We start from the raw sequence: 22,794 nt of genomic DNA on the forward strand, positions 1-22,794 counted from the left end.
CGCAGGAGCCGCAACGAAGAACGGGGCCGCAGCGAGGAGCGGGCCCGCCACAAGCCGGGTGGTCGTCCATCCGGAGGCGGTCACGGCCGCGCAGCAGCAGGCCGTCCTCGGTTACTGGACCCCCGAGCGGATGGCCGCCCTGATCACGCGGTCGTCCGGCAATCCGCCCAGGAGTGCCCCCGACGGAGCTCCGTGGACCGGCGCCGACACCCTGAGCAGGACGGTCGGCAGGCTGTTCTTCACCAACCACGGTGAGGACGAAAGCTGCACCGCGACCGTCGTGAACAGCGCCAACCGCAGCACCGTCGTCACGGCGGGGCACTGCGTCAACAGCCCCGACCTCCTGGGAAACGACAATCAGTGGCTGTCGAACGAGCTGTTCGTCCCGGGCTACCACGACGGTCTCGCACCGTACGGCACGTTCGTCGCCCGCGCCGGGGTCGCCGACGCCACCTGGCTCCGCAACGACGAGCAGAACGCCCTGACGTACGACGCGTACGACCAGGCGTTCCTGGTCCTGAACACCAACGCCGCCGGCCAACGGGTGCAGGACGCCGTCGGCGCCGCACAGCGCATCGGCTTCGACCGGCCGGGCAACGCGTCGGTCCACGAGTTCGGCTATCCGCGCGAGGCCTCGGGCGATCCCGGGCGCGCGGGCCTGCCGGAGTACACCGGGGCCAGGCTCGCCTACTGCGTGGGGCAGACCCGCGAGTACCCCGGCACCAAGGAGCACCCGGAGCCCCGGGGCGAGTGGGGCGCTCCCTGTGTGATGGGCGGTGGCTCCAGCGGCGGTCCCCGCATCGCCGACTTCGACCCGTCCTCCGGGATCGGCACGGTGGTGGGTGACGACACCCTGAGTGCCTTCTTCGACTCCTCGGGCCAGGTCTGCGACCACGGCAACGCCGCCTGCCTCCGGCACCTGGTCGGCCCGCAGTTCACCTCCGCGATCACGAAGCCGCTGTACAAGGCCGCCGAACGCTCCTGAGGCGTCGACGCCGGCACGCCCCGATCCGGTGGTCACGACCGCCTCCCGAATCGAGCCGCGCCCGACCAACCCATCTCGACCAACCCCACTCGGCCAACCCGACCCGACCCAAGATTGGCAACGATGTCAGCCCTCCACCGAGCATTTCCCAGCAAGCTCGCCGCCGCGGGAGCCCTCCTGCTGAGTGCGACCACCGCCGCGGTGCTGCTGCCGGACACGGCCTTCGCCGCGGAGCAGGAATCCGTCACGACGCACTCCGGCGCCACAACCGAACAGGAGCGCAGCCGGATCGACACCTACTGGACGCCGATGCGGATGAAGCTGGCGGGCGCCATGGTCCCCGAGATCACCCCCGTGCCGGAGGACGACAACACGCCTGACGATCCACATCCGCTTCCCGCGAACACGCTGGATCCCGGATCGACCTGGACGCACGGCGGAGCGGTGAACACGAGCGTCGGCCGTCTCTTCTTCACCTTCGCCGACGGCTACGACGGCAGTTGCACCGCAACGGTCGTCAACAGCGCGAACCACAGCACCGTCATCTCGGCCGCGCACTGTCTGCGGGCCGTCGGGGCTCCCGCCACCGACGCCACGTGGAACCACAACCTCTACTTCGTGCCCGGCTACCGCAACGGAACCAAACCGCTCGGCGGCTTCACCATCAGGAGCGTGGCCACGTCCTCCCGCTGGGACGCCGATCCGAGCACGACGACCTCGGACGGTGTCGCCGTCGCCGGCTACGACACGGGAATGCTCGTGGCCAACCCCTCAGCCGGGGGACGGCGGATCGCGGACGTCACGGGAAGCCAGCGGATCGCGTTCACCAAGCCCGTCAAGGACGAGTTCATCCACACCTTCGGGTACCCGAAGGACCGACTCAACAACCCCAGCGCCACCTACACCGGATCACGCATGATCCACTGCGCCGGACCGGCCCAGCCCGGCCCCAAGGCCCCCCTGCTGTGGGGTGAGCCCTGCGACATGTCCCACGGGGCGAGCGGCGGCCCCCACCTCGCACAGTTCGACACCCGGACCGGCATCGGCACCGTCGTCGGCGTCACCACCACCAGCGACGAACTCGCGGGTGGCCAGAGCAAGACGCTCTACGCCACCCGCCTCGGCGACAGCGCCCGCCGCCTCTACAGCTGGGCGCAGACCCGGGTGGCCTGACCTCTCGGTCGGCGCCTCCTCGTTCAGCCCGTACTCGTTCAGCCCCGGTTCGGTCCGTTCACCCCTCCTCGGCCGGCACCTCCCCCGGTCGAGGAGGACCCGTGCCCGGCCGCCGGCGCCACACCCGTTGCCGATCAGCGGCTTCCACAACCAAACGGTTGAACAAGCGGGCGGAGCGGCGTAGCGTTGTTCTCAACCAATCGGTTGAGGATGAACAGGGGTGTGCAGGTGGCTGTCGACCAGCTGTCCCGGGCGTTCGTGGCCCTGGCGGATCCGACGCGGCGGGACATCGTGGCCCGGCTCTCGATCCGGGACGCGACCGTGGGTGAGTTGGCCGAGTCCTACGCGATCACCATGCAGGCCGTCTCCAAGCATCTGAAGGTACTGGAGGAGGCCGGGCTGGTGAGTCGCAGCCGGGACGGGCAGCGCCGTCCCTGCCACCTGGAGCCGCAGGTGTTCGACGTGATGACGAGCTGGATCGAACGGTACCGGCGCCAGGCCGAGGAGCGGTTCGGCCGCCTGGACGCCCTCCTCGCGGACATGGCCGACCACACCGCCCACCCCCGCACCGACAACGACGAAGACAACGAAGACCACGAAGGCAACGACCGACCGAAGCCCCAGCAGAGCGAAGGAGTCCCGTCATGACCTCCACCACCGGCCCCGAGACCCGGATCGAGGCGGACCCGCAGCTGCCCACCATCCGGATCGTCCGCGAGTTCGACGCCCCGCAGGAGCGGGTCTTCCAGGCCTGGACCGAGCCCGAGCTCGTCGCCCAGTGGCTCGGCCCGAAGGACCTCGAGATGAAGATCGACACCTGGGAGGTGCGGACTGGCGGCCACTACCGCTACTCGATGCACCGCGAGGGTCAGGAGATCGCCGCCTTCTACGGCTCCTTCCACGAGGTCCGGCCGACCACCCGGCTCGTCCAGACCTTCACGTACGAGGGCGTGCCGGACGGCGTCTCGCTGGACACCGCAACCTTCGAACCCGCCGGGGAGGGCCGTACCCGCGTGACCGTGCTGTCGGTGGTCGACAGCCTGGTGGCCCGGGACGCCATCCTGGCCAGCGGCATGGAACACGGAGTGGTCGAGGGCTACCGGAAGCTGGACGCCCTGCTCGCCGCGAGCTGACCCGCCTCGGCACGCCGGGCTTCCGCGCGGTCAGGGCGGCACGGCCATCCCTCAGGGCAGCACGGCCACCGCCTCGACCTCCACCAACTGGTCGGTGTACCCGAGCACCGAGACGCCGAGCAGCGTGCTGGGCGCATCGTGCTCCCCCATGTACGCGCGGTAGACGTTCCACACCCTCACCAGGTCCGCCCGGTCCCCGGAGGCCACGTACACGGTGGTCCGGGCGATGTCGGTGAGCCCGGCGCCCGCGTCCTCCAGCACGGTTATCAGGTTACGCATCACCTGGTGGGCCTGTCCCTCGTAGTCGCCGACGGAGACCGTCCGGCCCTCCTCGTCGAGCGGGCAGGCCCCGGCCAGCCACAGCGAGCGCGCCGGGGCTTCGACCACCGCGCCGTAGGCGTAGTCGACGGCCGGCGTCAGACGCGTGGCGCGGATCAGCTTGACGGCGCTGCTCATGAGGTCCTCCTACGGTCCCGACCGAACGTTCGCGCCCATCGTTGGCTCCACCTGAACGACCGTCAAACCATTTAGCGAGGAACTTCCCGCCGTTCCAAGGCCGGTGCGCCCACGATTCACCGTTGCGGGTGATGGCGGACGGCCCCGCCGGAACGGAATCCTGGTGCCGCTACGCGCACTTCCACCCGCAACCACCGTCCGGGAGCCGCCCCATGGAACCCCAACCGTCCGACCGCGACCAGGACACCGGCGTCGGCCGGCGCCGCATGCTCGGCCTCGCGCTCGGGGCCGGCCTGGTCCCGGCACTCGCCCCGGCGGCGCACGCGATCCCCACCGCGCCGCCCGAGAGGAGCACGCCGCCGAGCGACGCACTGGGCCTGCGGGTCGCCGCCGTGGCCGCGGCCCAGATCGGTGTGCCGTACGCCTGGGGCGGCGGAGACCGGCTCGGCGCGAGCCTCGGCTTCTGCGACGACGAGAACGGCTACCTCAACGGCGTGTGCCTGGGCGAGAAGACGGTCGGCTTCGACTGCAGCGGCCTGTCGCTCTACTGTTGGTACCGGGCCAGCCACGGCACCGTCGAGCTCGGGCACTACACCGTCGCGCAGTTCAACCGCAGCGCACCGGTGGAGCGCGACGCGCTCGCCCCCGGCGACCTGCTGTTCTTCTCCCGTCCCGACGCACCCCTGCACCACGTCGGGGTCTACGTCGGCGACGGCGCGATGATCCACGCCGAGCGCACCGGGACGCTGATCGCCCGCGTCGAGCAGGTGCTCGACGTCCCGCGCTGGGCGGGCGAGTTCGCCGGCGCGCGCCGCCCCGGGCAGCCCGTCGGCTGAGCGCCGCTTCCCCGCTCACAGTCCCCTGCGCGGCTCTCCCGACCCCCGGTGGACCCGCAGCAGCAGCGACTGCAGCACCTCTCGCTCCCCCGCGTCCAGCGGAGCGAGCACCTCGTCCTGCACCGCCCGCGCCTGAGCGTCGAGTTCGGTAAGCAGCGCCCGTCCGGCGTCGGTGATCGAGACCGAGACCCGGCGCCGGTCGGCCCGGTCCCTGGCGCGCTCGACGTACCCGGCGGCGGCGAGCTGGTCGGCCACCTTGGCCAGGTCGCTCGGGTCGAGGCCCAACCGCCGTACCAGGTCCCGCTGGACCTGGGGGCCGAAGTCGGCGAGCGAGGCGAGCACCGCCATGTCCCAGAGCCGCAGGCCGCGTTCGGCCAGCCGCTCGGCGAGCCGGCCACGGGCCGTCTTCCCGACCCGGGAGAGCAGGTAGGTGCTCAGGTCCAGCAGCGTCGGGGGGAGCTCGGGCGCGCGCTCGGGCTCGGAAGCAGGGAGCTCGGAAGCAGGGAGCTCGGAAGCAGGGAGCTCGGAAGCAGGGAGCTCGGAAGCGGGGGGCGGGTTCTCGGAGACCATGGCGGAAGTCTAGGGTCTCTCCCTATAGTGGGTTGCAACCCACTAATTTCGGCCCCAACCCATCGCCCCCAGGAGTTCGACTGTGGACGCCCTGTACCCCCGCCTGCTCGTCACCCGCTTCGCCGACTGCTTCGCCTTCTACGGCGCGATCCTCCCGCCGCTCACCGGCGCCACCCTGGTCAAGGCCGCACCCGGGGGCCCGTACGCCAACTGGGACCTCGCCGACCAGGCCGTCCTGGTGCTCTACGACCGCGCCGCGATGGCCGCCACGCTCGGCACCGCCGAGCAGCCGGCCCGCCCCGCCGCACCCGCGCAGGACGCCGCGATGCTGGTCTTCCGGGTGGACGACGTGGACGCCACCCTCGACCTCTGCCTGCGCCACGGCGGCACCCTGGCCGTCGAGGCCACCGACCGCCCGGAGTGGGGCCCGAACCTCCGGACCGCCCATCTGCGCGACCCGGACGGCCACCTGATCGAGCTCCAGTCGTACTGAGAGAACCGTCCCGCTCGGCCCGGGCCCCGGAGCCGTCGTCCAGGTGTGGCCGCCAGCTCAACTGCCGTAGCGCCGCTGCCTGGCGGCGAAGCTGCGGACGGCACGCAGGAAGTCGACCTCGCGGAACGCGGGCCAGTAGGCCTCGCAGAAGTACAGCTCCGAATACGCGCTCTGCCAGAGCAGGAAGTTCGACAGCCGCTGCTCGCCGCTGGTGCGGATGACCAGGTCGGGATCGGGCCGGCCGGCGGTGTAGAGGTGCGGGGCGATGTCGTCGACGGTCAGGGCATCCGCGACCTCGGTCAGTGACGCGCCGGACTCGGCGCGCGCGTACATCAAGTCACGGACGGCATCGACGACCTCCTGGCGGCCACCGTAACCGACGGCCAGGGTGAGGTGGGCGCCGGTGGTGCTGGTCCGGGTGGCCTCGACAGCCTCCTTGAGGGCGTGCGCGGTACTGTCGGGCAGGGCGTCGGTCGTTCCGGCGAGGTGGACCTGCCAGCGGGCGTCCGGGCGGATGAGGCGGTCGACGACCACCTGCTCGATCAGCCGCATCAGGTAGGCGACTTCGGTGTCGCCCCGGCGCTGGAGGTTCTCGGTCGAGCACACGAACACGGTGACGTGCGTGATCGCCAGGGCCTCGCACCAGGACAGCACCTCCTCGACGTGTTCGGCGCCCACCTTGTGGCCGATGCTGGGGTTGGCCATGCCCATGTGTCGGGCCCAGCGGCGGTTGCCGTCCATGATCAGTCCGACGTGCCGGGGCAGCGGGCCCGCCATGACCCTGCGTCGCAGGCGGCGAGTGTAGAGGGCACGGAGCAGGTCAGGCATGAGCACCGTCCAAGTGGTCGGGGAGGCCCGCCCGTTCGGGCGGCGCCGGGTTCATGGGGTTCGGTCCGGGCCGTGGCGTCGGGCAGCCCCGCCGGAGGGCACGCCAAGGCGATGCCGGGCGGCCGGGTACGGTGGCCGGCCGGTCACGGCAGCCGGCCGGTCGCGGTCGCCGGCCGCTGGGCGCTGCATGACAACACCCTCGGCAGTGCCGGCAGTTGACCAAGGCGCTCCGGGCTCAGCAGGCCGACGGGAGTTCGCGCAGGTCGCGCAGGGTACCCGCGCACACCGCCGTGAGCAGCAGCAGGCCGACGCCGATCGCGGTGCCGAGCGGGTGGAACCCGTCACCGGTGACGGAGCGGCCGAGGATGGTCGCTCCGCCGGTGGCGCTGGCCCCGGCCAGGGTCCAGACGCCGACGCGCAGGCGGCCGGTGCCGGGCGGCACGACGGCGTCCGCGCCGACGCCGGTGAAGATGCGGGGGATCTGGATCGCGCCGAGCCCGAGAGCGATCCACCAGGCGGCGAGCAGGGCGGTGCGCAGGGTGGGCGGCGAGGCGTCGGCGTCGACGCCGCTGTGCACCAGGACGACCACGGCGGTGCCGAGGGCCGTGGGCACGGCGAGGCGGCGCAGCGCCCAGCCCAGCAGCGTGAGCGCGGCGGCCGCCGTCCGCCGTGGCCGGGGGGCGACCAGGGCGATGCCGAGCAGCAGCAGGGTGGTGCAGCCGTGCGTCACCCCGTCGCGGATGCCGTCGGCGGGCAACGGGCCGGCCTGTTCGGCGGCCAGGTGGCCGAGGAACCAGGCGGCGAGGGCGACGGTGATGCCCATGGTGGCAACCCGCCGCTGGCGCTGCGTCGGGGAGTCGGCGGGCCAGAGGGCCGGGTGCAGCCACATGTCCACGATGCCCGCGACCAGGTCGGGCCAGGACTTCCAGCCCGCACCCCGGGCCTCGTCCTCCACCATCGAACCCCAACGCTCGCGGAAGGCGTCCGGGTAGAGCCTGACCAGGCCTCGGGCGACGACGCTCACGCGGGGTTCACCCCCAGGCGTCGCAGTCCCGCGTTCGCGACGCGGGCCATCGCCCGCAGCTCGCGTTCCAGCACCTCGCGGCCGAGGGGGGTGAGCTGGACGGGGCGCTGGCGTCCCTGACCGTCGAGCGGCTCGATCAGCCGCTTCGACTCCAACCTGGCCAGCGCCCCGTAGAGGCTGCCGGGCCCCAGCCGCTCCCCGGTCAGCTCCTCGATCGCGGTGTTGATGGCGTATCCGTGCAGTGGCCCGTCCGCCAGCGCGCAGAGCACCAGTGTCTGGGCGTCGTTGGCTTGCATGTCGCTTTGCTCCTCTGCTTGCTCTTCCGCCTGTTCCTCCGCTTCTGACGGAGCACCATACTACGCGGCATGAACTACGCGCCACGTACTACGTGATGTGTACTATCACCGCCATGCGCGATGACATGACGAACCATCACCTGGACATCGGACACCCCGCCCGCCGCGCCGCAGCAGCGGCCTTGTGGACGTCCACCGCCGGCGCCGCCGCCTTCACCGCGTTCGCCTTCAAGACGACGCAGGTGCGCGCGGTCCGGGCGGGCAGCCCCTGGCAGGACGACCCGTACGACGCGGTGGTGACCTTCACCCTCTTCTTCGTCCCACTACTCGGCGCACTCGGCACGGTCCGGATGCTGCTGTGTCGCCGTGACCGGCCACTGCCGCGCTACCGGGTCGAGCAACTGCTCCTGACCGCTCTGGTCAGCACGCTGCTCGTCACCGCCACGCTCGCCGCCGACTGGGTGGCGGTGGCCGCGCGGGCGAACCGCGGGCTCTGGAACGACGGCACCCCCTGGCTGGTCGCCTCCCTGCCGGCGCTCACCACGATGACGGCCGCCGGCCTGTTCCTGCACCGCCGGGCGGTCCGGCTGCTGCCCGGAACGACATGCGGGGGCGGGGACTGGCTGGACGACGTCCTGCCCCTGGTGAACCTGCTCACCGGCCGTCACCCGCGGGTGGGACGGCGGCTCACCACACTGATCGACCGCAGCGATGTGCTCGGCTTCACCCGCCGGCGCTTCACCGCGCTGGCCGCTGCGGCCGCCCTCGCCGCCGGCCTGCTGGTGGCCACGGGGCTGGCATCCGGCGAGGGCTGGCCCGGAGTGCTGCTTTTCGCGGTGGAGAGCGCGGTCTTCGCCGGCGGCACCTTCGCCTTCACGGTGACCTGCAACGCTACCCTCCGGTTCGCCGCTCCCCCGCCCACCACGAGGGCGCGCCGCGCCGCCCGGATCGCGACCACCGCGGCGGCCTCGGCGCTGCCGGTCTCGCTGGCGCTACGGGACACCCTCTGGCAGCTCCTCGGGCTCGGGCGCCACGCCGACTCCATCGGACCCTGGGCGATCGTCACGCTCGTCGGCGCACTGCTGACGGGTGTGCTCACCTTCGGCGTGGTCGCGATCGGAGCCGGGGCGTGAGCGCGGGAGCCGGTTCTCCGAAGGACGCGATCGCTGCCCGGACAGCACCTCGACGTCACGGGGGTTGCGCCTTCCCGGCGACCCGGCACGCGCCGGCCGCCGGGCACCACCCCGGCGGCCGGCGGCCGGAGCACCCGGCGGGCCGAGCCGTCAGCGGTGGTAGACCTGCAGCTCGCGTACGGCGTCGTTGAGCGGCGACCAGAGGTGGACGGTGTTGCAGTTGTTGTAGCCCTGCATCGAGGACACGCTGAGCGCCACGTCGATGTAGTTCACCAGGTGGTAGCCGGTGGAGTCGCAGCCGCCCGCGTCCCCGTAGAACGTGTAGATGACGCCGCCGCCGTAGTTGATGTCCTTGTACTCCTCCAGCAGCAGCGTACGGTCGGCCGGTTGCTCCGCCGTACGGGTGCGGCCGCCGGCCCGGGCGAGTGCGTCGGCCCGGGAGTCCGGCGAGCAGGCCCGCCCGAGGACCGGCGAGGCCGCGTCCGCGCCGGGGACGTGCCCGAGCACGGCCGCGCAGTACTGGACGTCGGGCACGGGCAGCGGGCGGAGCTGGGCCGAGCCGGCCGGAGCGGCGGCCACCGCCCCGGCGAGCGCGAGACAGCCGGCGAGGGCGGGGGCGACGAGTCTGCGCGGGATGCGCACGGGATACCTCCGGTACAGGTGGCAGAGGGGGACAGCGGCGGCCCGGGACTCGGCCGCCGCGCCCATTCGACGGGCGGCCGCCACCCACGGCGCCGCCGAGACAGCGCGCACCGCACTAGTCGTACGTATGCCACCGGCCCCGGGGGTCCGACCCCCGGGGCCCCTCGCCCGCACGACGGCCCGGTCACCCCTCGGCGCCGTCCTCCCACAGCTCGGCGCTGCACGCGGCCACCAGGGCACCGATCCTCGCCCAGGCCTCCTCGGCCGGGAGCGGCTCCAGTCGGCGGCCGTCCCGCAGGCGCAGCGCGACCCGGTCGTCCACGGCCTCCTTGGCACCGATCACCGCCTGGTACGGCACCAGCCGGGCCTCCCGGATCCGGGCGCCGAGGCTGCCGTGCTCGGGACCGGCGACCTCGGCGCGCAGTCCGAGGTCCAGGCAGCGCTGCCGGAGCCGTTCGGCCTGCGGCAGTTCGGCGTCGGAGATCGGCAGCAGCACGACCTGGGCGGGCGCGAGCCAGGCCGGGAACGCGCCGCCGTACAGCTCGATCAGGTGGGCGACCACCCGCTCGACGCTGCCGATCACGCTGCGGTGGACCATCACCGGGCGGTGCTTGGCGCCATCCGGGCCGACGTAGTGCAGGTTGAACCGTTCGGGCTGGTGGAAGTCGATCTGGACGGTGGAGAGGGTGAACTCGCGCCCGGCGCCGTCGGCGATCTGCACGTCGATCTTGGGCCCGTAGAACGCGGCCTCGCCCTCCGCCGCCTCGAACGGCACCCCGGAGCGCTCCAGCACATCGGTGAGCAGCGCGGTGGCGCGCTCCCACAGCGCGGGATCCGCCACGTACTTGCCGCCGTCGCCGGGCAGCGAGAGGCGGTAGCGGACCGGCACGATGCCGAGCGCCCGGTGTGCCTCGCGGATCAGCTCCAGCGCGGCGACGGCTTCGTCGGCGGCCTGCTCGGGGGTACAGAACACGTGCGCGTCGTTCAGCTGGATCGCCCGGACCCTGGTCAGTCCGCCCAGCACCCCGGACAGCTCGGAGCGGTACATGCCGCCCAACTCGGCCATGCGCAGCGGGAGTTCCCGGTAGCTGTGGGGGCGGGAGCGGAAGATCAGGGCATGGTGCGGACAGAGGCTGGGCCGCAGCACCACTTCCTCCGAGCCCAGCTCCATGGGCGGGAACATGTCCTCGCGGTAGTGCGCCCAGTGGCCGGAGATCTCGTACAGCTCTCGTTTGCCGAGCACCGGGGAGTAGACGTGGCGGTAGCCGGCCCGGCGCTCGCGGCCTCGGATGAACTCCTCAAGGGTGTGCCGGATCGCGGCGCCATCGGGCAGCCAGTACGGGAGGCCGGAGCCCATCAGCGGGTCGGTGTCGAAGAGGTCGAGTTCGCGGCCGAGCTTGCGGTGGTCGTGCTGGGGGTGGCAGCCCCGGGGCTGGTCGGGCAGGGGCCGGCCGTGCGACGGGTGGGCGTTCATGGCGGTGGTCTCCACTCTGGGGCTGCGGGCGAGTGGAGCCGGAGACGACGAAGCCCCGGGGCACTCGCCCCGGGGCTTCGGACTAGGTCAGCAGTCAGCGCGCCGGGACTCTCTCCGGCGTCGTCGTGACGAGTGCAGCGCGCTTCATGCGATCAACCGTAGCAGGTCGGAAGACGCGCGCAAGATCTTTCCGAGGGGGTCCGACGAACGGCCTCGACAGTCGGGCGGCTTCAGTACAGGACGACGCAGCCGCGCGCACCGAGCGCGTCCAGCACCCGGGCGGACGGCCGCACCTCGTTCCACCGCAGGTCCAGCTTCTCGAGCGCGGGCAGCGCGGGCAGCGCACCCGGTTCGTCCAGCCAGTGCGGCAGTTCGGTGATCCGGTTGCCGCGCAGGTCGAGGCGGCGCAGCAGCGGCAGCCCGGCGAGCACGGCCGGCACCTCGGTGAGGGCGTTCTCCCTGAGCTCCAGCTCGCGCAGCTCGGTGAGGCCGGCCATGGAGTCCGGCAGTGCGGTCAACTCGTTGCCACGGAGCCAGAGTTCGCGTAGCGCACGGAGCCGGCCGATCTCCTCGGGCAGCGCGCCGAGGCGGTTGTGCTGCGCGCGGAGCTCGACCAGGGCGGTCATCTCGCCGATGGCCGCGGGGAGTTCGGTGAGCCGGTTCTCGCCGACGTTGAGGTAGCGCAGTGCGGTGAGCCGCCCGAGGGCGTCCGGCAGGGTGGTCAGCGCGTTGTCGTGCAGGTAGAGGAAGTCGCCCAGCCCAGTGAGGTCGCCCAGCCCGGCGGGGACCTCGGCGAGCTTGTTGTGCCCGAGGTCGAGGGTGCGCAGAGCGGCCAACCGTCCGATGGCCGGGGGGAGTTCGGAGATCCCGGTGTCGGCGAGGATGAGCACCGTCAGGTCGGTGCGGTCCCACACCTCGGCCGGCACCTCGTCGAGCGGCTGCCGCCAGAGGTTCAGGGTCACGTCCGTCACGGCTGCACTCTACTCTCGCCCCCTCCCCCCGCGGGAGGAACCGGCCGCGCACCCGCCGAAGGAGGGCCCACGCCTTCAGGCGGAGGCCCTCCGGCGGAGCGGCTACCGTGCCGGGGCCGGGCGGACCGGGTGCTTGCTCATGATGGAGACCCGGTTGAAGGAGTTGATGGCGATCGCCACCCACACCACCGCCGAGATCTCGGCCTCGCTCATCGCCTCGCGCGCGGCCCCGTACGCGGCCTCCTGCGCGGCCGCGTCGGCCGGGTCGGTGGTCGCCTCGGCCAGTGCGAGCGCGGCGCGCTCCCGCGCGTCGAACAGCTCGGTGTCGCGCCATGCCGGGAGCACGCCCAGCCGCTGCGTGGTCTCGCCCTCGCGCAGCGCGGCCTTGGTGTGCACGTTCAGGCAGTAGGCGCAGCCGTTGATCTGCGACACCCGGAGGTTGACGAGCTCCACCAGTCGACGGTCCAGCCCGGCCTCGGCCGCCACCTCGCGCGTCGCCTCGGCGGCCGCGACGAGCGCCTTGTACGCCTGGGGGCTCTGCTTGTCGATGAACACCCGCCGGTCCGTCGGGACCACCGTCACATCACTCACCTGAACTCCTCGGGCCGATCACTGTTTAGGCTGATCACTGTCGCGCGCCACTCTGCCATGGCATGATAGTTGAATATAGAACTATCATGCACCTGGGAGGGACCCCGACCGTGAGCACCACCGAAACCGACCTCATCGAGCCGCCCGCCGCCCCCCGCGTTGAGGTCCTGCCCCCGCGCGACGTCCCGCTCGGCGGCCCGCGCGCGATGACCGTGCGCCGGACGCTGCCGCAGCGTTCCCGCTCCCTGATCGGCGCCTGGTGCTTCGTGGACCACTACGGCCCCGACGACGTCGCCCACACCGGCGGCATGGACGTCGCCCCGCACCCGCACACCGGCCTGCAGACCGTCAGCTGGCTGTTCACCGGCGAGATCGAGCACCGGGACAGCCTCGGCGTCCACGCGTTCGTCCGACCCGGCGAGGTCAACCTGATGTCCTCCGGCCACGGCATCGCCCACTCCGAGGTCTCCACCCCCGCCACCACCACCCTGCACGGCGTCCAGCTGTGGGTCGCCCTGCCGGAGGAACACCGGCACACCGGCCGCGACTTCCACCACCACGCCCCGGCCCCGGTCGCCCTGGACGGCGGCGAGGCCCGGGTCTTCCTCGGCACCCTCGCCGGCGACACCTCCCCCGTGCCCACCTTCACCCCCCTGCTCGGCGCCGAACTCACCCTCCGCCCGCACGCCACCGTCACCCTCGCCGTCGACCCCGCCTTCGAGCACGGCCTCCTGGTCGACTGCGGCGAGGTCCGCCTCGCCGACACCCCGCTGCACGCCGCCGACCTCGGCTACCTCGCCCCCGGCTCCACTGCCATCACCCTCACCAACACCGGCGACACCGATGCCCGGACGATCCTGCTCGGCGGCACGCCCTTCGAGGAGCAGATCGTCATGTGGTGGAACTTCATCGGCGGCAGCCACGAGGAGATCGTCCAGGCCCGCGCCGACTGGCAGGCCGCCACGGACCGCTACGGCGAGGTCCACGGCTACCCCGGCGACCGCCTCCCGGCCCCCGAGCTCCCCGGCACGCCCCTGAAGCCGCGCGGCCGCACCCGCTGACCTGCGCATTCGGTGATCGGAGAGGCGACTGCGGGGCCTGCCGCCCGCCCTGGGCGCAGGTGAGACGCGTCGGGCCGGGGACCACGGCGTCCCGGTTCGGGTACGTGCGGGCGGAGTCCTCGAGCAGGACCGAGGGGTTCGGCATGGTGTCTTCCGGAAGGGTGGACCGGGCCAGGCCGCGGCGGGGGGACACGCGGCCTGGCCCGGGGTAGGTGGGGGTCACACGTGGCTGGACGTGACCCCGAAGGGTCCCGCGATGCCGGGGAGGTAGCGGTTCACACGGTTCGACCGGCTCGCGATGGCTGATCAGCGCAGACGAGCGGCGGCGCGGAGGGCGCGGCGCCGACTGCCGTTGATCATGTCGGTGAAGCGGTCGACAGCCCACACCGTGCGCAGGCCGAGCGGACCCAGCATCAGGAAGGGAGGGAATTTCGGTTCCTTCGCCCAGATGCCGTCGAGATCCTCGTGCCGCGTTCCGTCCACGATCAGGTCGGCGATGAGCGACCCGACGTACGGTGCCTGGGCCAGTCCGTGTCCGTTGCACGCGATCGAGTAGTAGACGTTGTCCTCGATCTGTCCTGCGATCGGCAGGAAGGACGAGGTCATCGCGATCCAGCCTCCCCACGCGCGTTCCACGGCGACGTCCGCGAGGCCGGGGAAGCGTGTGGCGAACGCGCCGGCGAGCTCTTCGACCATGGCCCGGTCCGGGGCCTTTGCCGGGAGCGGGTACCGCTCACCCCGTTCGACGCGGCGGACACCGAACACGATGGTGTTGCGCGAGGTGAGACGGTAGTGCTCCATGATCTGGTGCTGGGTGATCACCCCTGATCGACTGCTCCAGCCCAGCGCGGCGATGCGTTCCGGGGCGATCGGCTCCGTCTCCATCTCGATGAGCCACATGGGCACCGAGAGGCGCGCGGGGGTGATGGCCCACTCGCCCGAGTACGCGTTCGTCGCGAGCACGGCCTTGTTCGCCCGCACGCTGCCGCGGGGCGTCGAGATCACCACCTTGCCGCGGTCCCGCCTGACGTCGGTGACCTTGGTCCGTTCGAACACTGCGCCGATGACGCGAGCACGGCGCGACGCACTCCGCGGCTCAGTTTGCCGGGATTCAGCTTCGCCGCGATCCTCCGGCGCGCCGGAGGACGGGGAACGGTCTTGGATCGCCCCGCCGACGGACTCGGCGAGCCGCAGGGCCGTCGCCATGCCGCCCATGCCGCCCATGCCGCCCATGCCGCCCATGCCGCCGCCGACGTGCCCATCGGGATGGCGACGACCGCGCACAGACGTCGGACGTAGCGATTGACCATGCGACTCGCCGCGCCTCCGGCGCCCGCACCCTCTTGTTGTTCAAATTCAAACCAGCAGCTATCGTCGAGGCGATTCAGTTCGAGTTTGAACTTCGCAAGGAGAAAGCCCATGCCGGTACGCCGCCTCAACCACGCGGTGCTCTACGTCCGCGACGTCGCGACCTCGGTCGCGTTCTACACCGAGGCACTGGGCTTCAAGGTCGACACCGAGTTCCCCGGGCGGGCCGCCTTCCTCAGCGCCCAGGAGACGCTCAACGACCACGACCTCGGCCTGTTCGCGATCGGCGCCGACGCACCCGGCCCGCAGCCGGGCCGGGTCGGCCTCTACCACCTGGCCTGGGAGGTCGGGACACTGGGCGAGCTGGCCGAGATCGGCCGGACACTCAGCGAGCGCGGGGCGCTGGTCGGCGCCACCGACCACCACCACTCCATGTCCTTCTACGCCAAGGACCCGGACGGCAACGAGTTCGAGGTGATGTGGCGGGTCCCGCGCGAGGACTGGTCGGCGGCCGGCGAAGCGCCGAAGACGGGCCCCCTGGACCTGGAGGCGGCCATCGCCCGCTGGGGCACCGACCTGGCCACCGGCGCTGCCGCCGGCTCCGCCACCTGAGGCCCGCCCCGGAACCGACGGGCTTGCCCGCCCGGGGTACCACGGAGGCACCAGGGTCTGCCCTCGGGGCCCTGGCGCCCCGGCCGCCGAGCGCGTAGGCAGGAAGGGTCGCTGGTCCTTCGCGGGAAGAGGCCCCATTTGCATGCCCCCTTGCACGCCCGAGAGAACGCCCGGGCCCAGGCCGCCGGACGCGCCGGTACACCGGCCCGCTCTCCCCGCGGCGGCGGCCGGAGCGCCCGGCCGGACCTGATGGGGGTGCAGGCCACCGCCGGGAACCGGGCCGTCCTCCAGATGCTCCGCCAGGCAGGGGCGGGCGGACCGGGCGGGCGGGCCGGCGGGGTGGGGCCCCGGCCGACGGTGCAGCGCTCCGCCGTCCACGACGTGCTGAGCACGCCCGGCCGTCCGCTGGACGCCGCCGTCCGCTCCGAGATGGAGGGCCGGATGGGCGCCGACTTCTCCGACGTCCGCCTCCACGACGGCAGTGCCGCCCGCGCCTCCGCCGCCGAGGTCGGCGCCCGCGCCTACACCTCCGGCAACCACGTCGTCATCGGGGAGGGCGGCGGCGACCGGCACACCCTGGCCCACGAGCTCACCCATGTCCTCCAGCAGCGCCGGGGCCCGGTCGCGGGCGCCGACAACGGCTCCGGGCTCAGGCTCTCCGACCCGTCCGACCGGTTCGAGCGCGAGGCCGAGGCGAGCGCCGTCCGGGTGATGCGCAGGGCGGTGGCCGGCGCCGGGCCCGCCACGGCGGAGCCGGCCGAGGAGCACGCGGACGGGCACGGCGCGAGCCCGCACACCGGGGAGGCCGTGCTGCAGCGGGCGGCCGCCTTCACGCCGTTCGCCACGATGACGCCCAGCGGCGCGACGCTCGGCAACCTCCAGACCGATGTGCTGAACGGGGCCGGCCTGGTCTACCCCGGAGGCGGCACCCTCGGGAACTCGCTGTACCTGGAGCGACTGCTCAACAACGGCGGTGGCGGTTCGTCACCCGGCGAGCCCTCGGACTTCACCGTCATGAAGGCGGCCGACCGCAACCTGGTGCGCGCCAACGGCCAGCAGAACGCGGCCACCGCGATGCACGCGATCAACGGTGACTTCGTCGCGGGCGCCAACGACACCGCCTGGAACATCTTCCTGGGCTCCGCCAAGTCCAACACCAACGAGCACTTCCACAAGGTCGAGAACCCCATCCGCACCGCGATGCAGAGCGGTACCAACGGCCTGGCCGCGGACTACGAGCAGTGGATCGCGGCCAACCATCCGATCGACCTCGGCGGCGACATGATCGGCTTCGCCGCCACCGGGCAGCAGGTCCGGGGGGCCGCCACGAGCGCGGCCGCGCTGAAGCCGTACCAGGACGCGTACCCGACCGTCACCCACGTCCTGGACGAGAAGGCGCCGCTGAAGAACCCCAACGCCGGGTGGCCCAAGCTGATCCACTACCGGGTGACACCGCACTACACGTACAGCAACGATCCCGCACAGTGGCCGCAGTTCCTGAAGGACAACCTCGCGGCGGCCCAGGCCCTGGTGGACGAGGAGAAGGCCAAGCCGGCGGCCGAACAGGACCAGCAGGGGCTGGCCAACGAGCTCGCGGCCATGGACATCCTGAGGCAGCGGGCGCACCAGCTGTTCCCCGAGACGTACACCTGCGAGGCGGACTACTACCTCGCCTCCTACGACCCGAAGGCCCCCTGGCACCACGGCCGCGACCAGGAAACGTACGAAGCGGAGATCTGAGGTACCGATGCACGACGACACGCACGACGACAGGCACGGCGACACCGAGGGGCGGAAGCGCCCCGGGGTCTTCCTCGCCCACGCGCCCGCGGATGCCGACCGGGCCGCCGACCTGGACGCCCGGCTGCGCGCCGGGGGTGCCCGGACCGCCCTGGACGAGTCCCGCGACCTCTCCGACGGCCTGCCCGCCGAGCCGGTACTGCAGGAGCTGGGGGCCTGCGACCTGTTCCTGCTCCTGTGGTCCCGGGACGCCGCCGACGACCCGCACGTCCGGGCGCAGCGCGAGTACGCGGCCTCGTTCGACAAGCCCTGCCTGGTCTGGCCGCTCGACGCGACGGCCCTGCCGCCGGGGCAGGGCCGGGTGGAACAACTGCCGCCCGGCGATGACGCCCGGGAGGCGGACGCCGCGGTCCACCGGATGCTGGGCACCCGGCCCGCCGACGCCCCGCCCGGCGGCCCAGGAGCGGACCCGTCGGGCGGTGCGGCGGTGGAGCCCGGCCGCTGGACGATCGAGAGCGACGCCCAGCACGGCGAGTCCCTGGACCTGAAGCTCACCCCCTCGGCCGGCCCGGCGGACGCGGCGGCACCGGACGGCTCCGTCGACGGCGGCGACCTGACGGGCACCCACCTCCGGGCCGGCCTGAAGGGCAAGGTCACCGGCCACTGGTCGTTCGCCCGCACCGAGGGCCGGCTCGACCTGGAGCTGACGTCCTCCTTCGGGCTGCGCCCGGTGCACGAGCCGCGGCACCTGCGGATCCTCGGCGGCGACGGCGACACCCTCACCGCCGAGGACCTGCACGGCATCGCCGACCCACGGCACTACCGCCTCACCCGCGGCCGCACCGGCTGACCCGCCGTCGGCCCGTCCCGCCGTTCGGCTGACCGGTGGACTTTCCCGCCACACACCGTCAGCACGCCGACCGGTACCGAGAAGTACGTCGTCCGGGTTCCTACGATCCGCCCCATGAGCAGCCGGTCCGCACCTGCCTGCGACGGGTTTGCCGACCCCCAGAGACGACGACGGGACGCACACATGAGACGAACGATCCGCGGCCGCCTGCTGGCCTGGGCCGCCGCCGGAGCGACGTTGGCCGCCGTGGCGGGCACCACCGCCGCGCCCTCGGCCGCGGCGCACGACGACGACCTCGGGCCCGCCATCGAGGCGATCATGCACAAGCCCGGATACGAGCACGCGCAGTGGGGCGTGCTGGAGACCGACCCCGCGACCGGCCAGGTGTTCCACTCCCGGTTCGCGAACCAGTTCTTCGTCCCCGGCTCGACCGTCAAGCTCGTCACCATCTCGGGCGCCTGGCACACGCTCGGCCCCGACCACCACTTCACCACCCCGCTCCTCGCCACCGGCACGCGCACCGGCTCGACCCTCGACGGCAACCTCGCGCTCGTCGCCCAGGGCGACCTCACGATGGGCGGCCGGACCAGGCCCGACGGGACCGTCGACTACACCGCCATCGACCACACCAGCGCCAACGACCTGCCCGGCGCCACCCTCACCCCCGAGGACCCGCTCGCCGGGCTGGACATGATCGCCCACCAGGTCCGCGACGCGGGCATCACGCGGGTCAACGGTGACGTCGTCGTCGACGCGAGGCTGTTCACGCCACCGGCGCTGGACCCGCAGCCCACCCCGCTGATCATCAACGACAACGTCATCGACCTCCTCACCACCCCCACCGCCCCCGGCCAGACCGCCCAGCTCACCTGGCGCCCCCAGGTCGCCCCCTACCGGGTCACCTCCACCGTGCAGACGGTGGCGGCCGGCGGCCCGACGAACATCCAGGTCTCCGCCTCCCCCGACGGCACGCAGATCACCCTCAGCGGCACCATCGCCGCCGACGCGCAGCCCGTCCTGCGCATCTCCAACGTCCAGGACCCGAACGCCTTCGGCCGCACCGCCCTGATCGAGGCGCTCGCCCGCGCCGGCGTCAGCGTCACCGCCGACCCGACCGGCCCGAACCCGGACGGCAAGCTGCCCGCCTCCTACGACGGCGACCCGCAGGTGGCCGCGTACGTCTCCCCGCCGTACAGCCAGTACGCCAAGCTGATCCTCAAGGTCAGCCACAACCTCGGCGCCAACCTGGCCCTGTGCAACATGGCCGTCACGCGCGGGAGCAAGGACTGCTTCGACGGCTTCGGCGTCGAACACGACTTCCTCGTCGACGTGGCGCACGTCGACCCGACCCAGTTCCAGCTCGCCGACGGACGCGGCGGTGTCTTCCAGGACCGCGCCACCCCCACCGGCCTCGACCAGCTCCTCGCCTACTGGCTGCACACCCCCGACGCGGACGCCTTCCGCCACTCCCTGCCGATCCTCGGCGTCGACGGCTCGCTCGCGATCTCCTGCGCGACCGACTGCCCGGCCAAGGGCAAGGTCTTCGCCAAGCCCGGCACCATCGTGGGTGCCGACGACCTCAACCAGCGGATCGCCTACAACGCCGAGAACCTGGCCGGCTACCTGGAGACGGACGACGGCTGTCTGCACCTGTTCTTCGTCGGCGTGAACGGCGCTTCGGCCACCGACATCAACGACGTCATCCGCATCTTCGACGACGTGAACCAGATCGCCGCACTGCTCCAGGAGCAGGCCTCGGCCGGGCACCGCGCCCCGGAGGGCCGGAACGCCCCCTGATCCTGCCGCACACTCCGGTCCTTCCGCACTCCGATCCTGCCGGACTCCGGCGCCCGGGGAGGCGCGTGGTCGACGCCGACCACGCGCCTCCCCGGCGTCTGCGACCTCCGGCCGATCGCCGCCGCGGGCCTGACGTCAGGCCGGTCCTTCCGCCCGCTGCGCCTGCTCGTACGCCGCCAGCACCGCGCGGTAGCGCCGCCGCACGTCCTCCCGGTCGGCCGGCTCGGTCACGGACTCCCGGCTGAGGCGCTCGATCATCCTGGCCTGGGCCAGGAGCACCTGCCGCTGCTGTTCGGTCCTCGTCTCGGCCATGATCTCCGCCAGCGCGTCGAGCTGGCGGATCAGCACGGCCGGCATCCCGGGAGCGGCCTGTCGGATCTTCTCGAACGCGCGCTGGACGAGCCGCTCGTAGCTGACGGGCACGGTCATCACCCGGATGTACCCGGCGTCGTCCCGGTGGACCGGGTTCGGGCTCCAGCGGGCGGCGATCCGGCACAGGCCCTCGCCGAGCCAGTCGATGCAGGTCAGGGCGGTGAAGGTGTCGTTCACCGCGGTGGACAGCGCGCGGATGGCGATCTCCACGAGCTGGTCGACCGCGAAGGCGATGTCCTGGGCGATCGTGCGCGTCGAGCCCGCGACGTGGGCGCGGGCGAAGCTGCGGGCCACCTCGGGCGCCGCCCTGGGGGGCCAGACGGTGGCCAGTTGGTGGCCCTGGACCAGGAAGTGCCCGGGCCGGTGGTCCAGCCGGATGACGGCGTCCAGCTCGGTCGCCATCCGCACCAGCGTGCGGTGCCGGACGAACTGGAGGTACCCGCTGGCCGGCGCCGGAACGGCCGCCCCCTCGGTGTCCAGCCGGCCGCTCAGCTCCGCGGCCGTCGGCCCCCGCGCGGCGCCCGTCGGCTCCGCCCCGCCCGCGCTCGCCTCGATCGCCTCGGACAGCTCGGCCGCGATGCTCGCGATCACCCGGGGCAGCTGGATCGAGGTGGCGATGTGGTGGATGAAGAAGATCAGCACGGCGAGGTCGGCGAGCACCAGGACCATGCACACGGTGATCGACAGGTGCGGCACGAAGTCGCCGTACGGGCCCGGCCCGATGACGACCAGCGCGAGGATCGCGTAGACGAACGTCCCGACGAAGGTGCCCAGCGTGAGCTGCGTGGTGCGGTCGCGGATGAAGGTGCGCAGCATGCGCGGCCCGAACTGGGTGGAGGCCAGTGTCAGCGTCACGATCATGATCGAGAACACCACGCCCACCACCGTGATGAGCGACGCGGCGATCGCCGCCAGGACCTGCCGCGCCGCGTCCGCCGCCCCGCTGACCACCCACGACGGCAGCTCCAGGTCTCCGTGGTACGCCGCCTGGTCCAGCGACACGGTGATCGCGAACAGCGCCCCGGCGAGCACCACCTCCAGGATCGGCACGAGCCACAGATTCGTCCGCAGCGCCTCCTGCCGCCACTGCGCCTCCAGGTGGACCCCACGGATCACAGCGCCCACCTCCCGTACACCGGCCCGGATTCACCCCGTACTCCCGCATACCAACCCTAAACAACCGAACCCGGATATCACGGTTGAAAGGCGGCACCGGCCTGCTCGCTCCGGCGCTCCGGGCGGCGGCCCGAGACCGTCACCGGCTCCGGTGCCGGTGCCGCCCCCTCGCCGGCCGGTGCGCGCTCCTCTGACGTCGATCAGCCGGTTCCGGCGTCGACCGGTGGCACCAGGTGCCGACGGGTGTCGGCCGGCGTCAACCGGTGTCCTGCGGCGCGGCGGTGGCCCGGGCGTAGGCGGCGGCGCGGATCTGCGAGGGGCCACAGGCCCAGACCATGATCCGACCGCCGGTCCGCGCCAGCGGGCGGTCCCAGCAGGCGCGGACCAACCAGGGCCGCCGTACGCCGAGTTCGGCCCTGGCCCAGGACGGCAGCAGGTCGATCGAGGCGTTCGTCAGCACCCGGACGGCGGCACGCTCGCGGCGGCTGCGGCCGAAGCCGCGCAGCAGCCGGAGCACGTCCAGGGCCGGCGGCGTGACCCGCAACTGGGGCCGGATCCCGGCCAGGTAGGCCGCCACCTCGGCGCGGGACCGGGGGACGTCGCGCGCGCCCAGCCGTTCGGCGACGCGCCTCGCCTCGGCGTAGTAGCGGTCGCACTCGGCGGCGGACAGCGGGGTGGCGGCGTAGGCCTGGTAGCCGGTCAGGAAGCTGTACACCTCGGCCGTGTGCACCCAGGTGAGCAGCTCCGGATCGTCGGCGCGGTAGGGGCGGCCGTCTGGTGCCGTGCCGCTGATCCGGGGGTGGATCCTGCGTACGCCCGCGATCGCCTGCTCGGCCGCCGCCGTCGACCCGAGCGTGGTGGTGGTGACGAACCGGGCCGTCCGGTTCAGCCGCCCGGTCGGGTCGACCCGGAAGTCCGAGTGCGCGTCGACGGCGGCCATCGCGAGGGGGTGCAGGGACTGCAGCAGCAGCGCCGCGAAGCCGCCCACCAGCATCCCGGCCGGGTGCCCGTGCACCCGCCACACCACGCTGTCCGGGCCGAAGAGACCCGGGTCGCCGGCCGGGCGGTCGTAGCGTTCCAGGTGCAGGTCCTGGCCGTGCACGGTCGCGTTGATCTCGGCCAGCAGCCTGGCGCGCAGCGCGGCGAGCGGCGTCCGCCGACCGGTCGGCCCGGTTCCCGTCCCCACCATGCCCACCCCTCCTCGCCCCGGCCATCACCGTACCGACGGGGCACACCGCCTTCGACGCCGGACCCCCGGTTCGACGCCGAACCCCGCCTCGGCGGCGGGCCGCCCTCGCCCGTCCGGGACCGGCCGCCCTCGCCGGTGCAGGCC

24 protein-coding genes are annotated in these 22,794 nt (G+C 72.8%); 12 read left to right on the forward strand and 12 right to left on the reverse strand.

Features of this window, described 5'->3' with window-relative positions:
- Window positions 1–58: 58 nt before the first annotated feature.
- The 4 genes from ACZ51D_RS02075 (at window position 59) to ACZ51D_RS02090 (ending at window position 3,291) form a co-directional block, all read left to right on the forward strand.
- Complete coding sequence (locus ACZ51D_RS02075) at window positions 59–985, forward strand: trypsin-like serine peptidase (RefSeq protein ID WP_465619289.1); 927 nt, start codon at window positions 59–61, stop codon at window positions 983–985.
- A 123-nt stretch (window positions 986–1,108) separates the two neighbouring features.
- Window positions 1,109–2,158, forward strand: coding sequence for a trypsin-like serine peptidase (locus ACZ51D_RS02080; RefSeq protein ID WP_465619292.1), 1,050 nt, complete (start codon window positions 1,109–1,111; stop codon window positions 2,156–2,158).
- Between the two features lie 228 nt (window positions 2,159–2,386).
- A complete protein-coding gene (locus ACZ51D_RS02085) occupies window positions 2,387–2,806 on the forward strand; it encodes an ArsR/SmtB family transcription factor (protein ID WP_465619294.1) in 420 nt (139 codons plus the stop codon).
- The gene (locus ACZ51D_RS02090; protein ID WP_465619296.1) at window positions 2,803–3,291 is read left to right on the forward strand and encodes an SRPBCC family protein; all 489 of its coding nucleotides are present in this window, start codon (window positions 2,803–2,805) and stop codon (window positions 3,289–3,291) included. Before ACZ51D_RS02085 ends, ACZ51D_RS02090 begins: the two co-directional genes overlap by 4 nt.
- Before the next feature lie 51 nt (window positions 3,292–3,342).
- Here the strand turns inward: ACZ51D_RS02090 and ACZ51D_RS02095 are convergent, their stop codons facing one another.
- Window positions 3,343–3,747 carry a RidA family protein gene (locus ACZ51D_RS02095; RefSeq protein WP_465619298.1) on the reverse strand — a complete coding sequence of 135 codons (405 nt, stop codon included), beginning with the start codon at window positions 3,745–3,747 and terminating at the stop codon, window positions 3,343–3,345.
- 212 nt (window positions 3,748–3,959) lie between these two features.
- On the opposite strand from ACZ51D_RS02095, the gene ACZ51D_RS02100 reads away from it, so the two are divergent.
- Window positions 3,960–4,583 carry a C40 family peptidase gene (locus tag ACZ51D_RS02100; RefSeq protein WP_465619300.1) on the forward strand — a complete coding sequence of 208 codons (624 nt, stop codon included), beginning with the start codon at window positions 3,960–3,962 and terminating at the stop codon, window positions 4,581–4,583.
- Window positions 4,584–4,598: 15 nt separating this feature from the next.
- On the opposite strand, the gene ACZ51D_RS02105 is transcribed toward ACZ51D_RS02100, so the two are convergent.
- On the reverse strand, window positions 4,599–5,153 hold the full coding sequence (locus tag ACZ51D_RS02105; RefSeq protein WP_465660832.1) for a MarR family winged helix-turn-helix transcriptional regulator: 555 nt from the start codon (window positions 5,151–5,153) through the stop codon (window positions 4,599–4,601).
- 82 nt (window positions 5,154–5,235) lie between these two features.
- Between ACZ51D_RS02105 and ACZ51D_RS02110 the strand changes: the two genes are divergently transcribed.
- On the forward strand, window positions 5,236–5,646 hold the full coding sequence (locus ACZ51D_RS02110; protein WP_465619304.1) for a VOC family protein: 411 nt from the start codon (window positions 5,236–5,238) through the stop codon (window positions 5,644–5,646).
- 57 nt (window positions 5,647–5,703) lie between these two features.
- Here the strand turns inward: ACZ51D_RS02110 and uppS are convergent, their stop codons facing one another.
- The 3 genes from uppS to ACZ51D_RS02125 form a co-directional block, all read right to left on the reverse strand.
- The gene (gene uppS / locus ACZ51D_RS02115; protein WP_465619306.1) at window positions 5,704–6,480 is read right to left on the reverse strand and encodes a polyprenyl diphosphate synthase; all 777 of its coding nucleotides are present in this window, start codon (window positions 6,478–6,480) and stop codon (window positions 5,704–5,706) included.
- Between the two features lie 229 nt (window positions 6,481–6,709).
- On the reverse strand, window positions 6,710–7,498 hold the full coding sequence (locus ACZ51D_RS02120) for a hypothetical protein (protein WP_465660834.1): 789 nt from the start codon (window positions 7,496–7,498) through the stop codon (window positions 6,710–6,712).
- Entirely contained in the window at window positions 7,495–7,794 is a 300-nt protein-coding gene (locus tag ACZ51D_RS02125) for a PadR family transcriptional regulator (RefSeq protein ID WP_031071696.1), read from the reverse strand. The genes ACZ51D_RS02120 and ACZ51D_RS02125 overlap by 4 nt, the downstream gene beginning before the upstream one ends.
- A gap of 113 nt (window positions 7,795–7,907) precedes the next feature.
- Here ACZ51D_RS02125 and ACZ51D_RS02130 point away from each other — a divergent pair, with 113 nt between their 5' ends.
- Window positions 7,908–8,927, forward strand: a complete 1,020-nt coding sequence (locus ACZ51D_RS02130; protein ID WP_465660836.1) for a hypothetical protein — start codon at window positions 7,908–7,910, stop codon at window positions 8,925–8,927.
- Window positions 8,928–9,077: 150 nt separating this feature from the next.
- On the opposite strand, the gene ACZ51D_RS02135 is transcribed toward ACZ51D_RS02130, so the two are convergent.
- From ACZ51D_RS02135 to ACZ51D_RS02150, 4 genes are all read right to left on the reverse strand, one after another.
- Window positions 9,078–9,680 (reverse strand): hypothetical protein, encoded by a 603-nt coding sequence (locus tag ACZ51D_RS02135; RefSeq protein WP_465660838.1) that lies wholly within the window; start codon window positions 9,678–9,680, stop codon window positions 9,078–9,080.
- Between the two features lie 73 nt (window positions 9,681–9,753).
- Window positions 9,754–11,043: a threonine--tRNA ligase gene (gene thrS / locus ACZ51D_RS02140; RefSeq protein WP_465660840.1), complete on the reverse strand. Its 1,290-nt coding sequence runs from the start codon at window positions 11,041–11,043 to the stop codon at window positions 9,754–9,756.
- Between the two features lie 230 nt (window positions 11,044–11,273).
- Window positions 11,274–12,014 carry a leucine-rich repeat domain-containing protein gene (locus ACZ51D_RS02145; protein WP_465619317.1) on the reverse strand — a complete coding sequence of 247 codons (741 nt, stop codon included), beginning with the start codon at window positions 12,012–12,014 and terminating at the stop codon, window positions 11,274–11,276.
- 102 nt (window positions 12,015–12,116) lie between these two features.
- Window positions 12,117–12,605 carry a carboxymuconolactone decarboxylase family protein gene (locus ACZ51D_RS02150; protein ID WP_465619319.1) on the reverse strand — a complete coding sequence of 163 codons (489 nt, stop codon included), beginning with the start codon at window positions 12,603–12,605 and terminating at the stop codon, window positions 12,117–12,119.
- A gap of 86 nt (window positions 12,606–12,691) precedes the next feature.
- On the opposite strand from ACZ51D_RS02150, the gene ACZ51D_RS02155 reads away from it, so the two are divergent.
- Complete coding sequence (locus tag ACZ51D_RS02155; RefSeq protein WP_465660842.1) at window positions 12,692–13,666, forward strand: pirin family protein; 975 nt, start codon at window positions 12,692–12,694, stop codon at window positions 13,664–13,666.
- Between the two features lie 306 nt (window positions 13,667–13,972).
- Here ACZ51D_RS02155 and ACZ51D_RS02160 read toward each other — a convergent pair whose 3' ends face one another.
- Entirely contained in the window at window positions 13,973–14,950 is a 978-nt protein-coding gene (locus ACZ51D_RS02160) for an NAD(P)/FAD-dependent oxidoreductase (protein WP_465660844.1), read from the reverse strand.
- A 135-nt stretch (window positions 14,951–15,085) separates the two neighbouring features.
- Here ACZ51D_RS02160 and ACZ51D_RS02165 point away from each other — a divergent pair, with 135 nt between their 5' ends.
- The 4 genes from ACZ51D_RS02165 to dacB all read left to right on the forward strand — a co-directional run bounded on the left by ACZ51D_RS02165 (window position 15,086) and on the right by dacB (window position 19,973).
- On the forward strand, window positions 15,086–15,586 hold the full coding sequence (locus tag ACZ51D_RS02165; RefSeq protein WP_360509626.1) for a VOC family protein: 501 nt from the start codon (window positions 15,086–15,088) through the stop codon (window positions 15,584–15,586).
- 150 nt (window positions 15,587–15,736) lie between these two features.
- A complete protein-coding gene (locus ACZ51D_RS02170; protein ID WP_465660845.1) occupies window positions 15,737–17,326 on the forward strand; it encodes an eCIS core domain-containing protein in 1,590 nt (529 codons plus the stop codon).
- Window positions 17,327–17,333: 7 nt separating this feature from the next.
- Entirely contained in the window at window positions 17,334–18,176 is an 843-nt protein-coding gene (locus tag ACZ51D_RS02175) for a TIR domain-containing protein (RefSeq protein WP_465660847.1), read from the forward strand.
- Between the two features lie 183 nt (window positions 18,177–18,359).
- Entirely contained in the window at window positions 18,360–19,973 is a 1,614-nt protein-coding gene (dacB, locus tag ACZ51D_RS02180) for a D-alanyl-D-alanine carboxypeptidase/D-alanyl-D-alanine endopeptidase (protein ID WP_465660848.1), read from the forward strand.
- Window positions 19,974–20,108: 135 nt separating this feature from the next.
- On the opposite strand, the gene ACZ51D_RS02185 is transcribed toward dacB, so the two are convergent.
- Together ACZ51D_RS02185 and ACZ51D_RS02190 are read right to left on the reverse strand one after the other, a co-directional pair.
- Window positions 20,109–21,461: a DUF2254 domain-containing protein gene (locus ACZ51D_RS02185; protein WP_465660850.1), complete on the reverse strand. Its 1,353-nt coding sequence runs from the start codon at window positions 21,459–21,461 to the stop codon at window positions 20,109–20,111.
- A gap of 256 nt (window positions 21,462–21,717) precedes the next feature.
- Window positions 21,718–22,650, reverse strand: coding sequence for an oxygenase MpaB family protein (locus ACZ51D_RS02190; protein WP_465619333.1), 933 nt, complete (start codon window positions 22,648–22,650; stop codon window positions 21,718–21,720).
- Between the last annotated feature and the right edge of the window lie 144 nt (window positions 22,651–22,794).

Source organism: Kitasatospora sp. NPDC033851, from assembly GCF_055576085.1.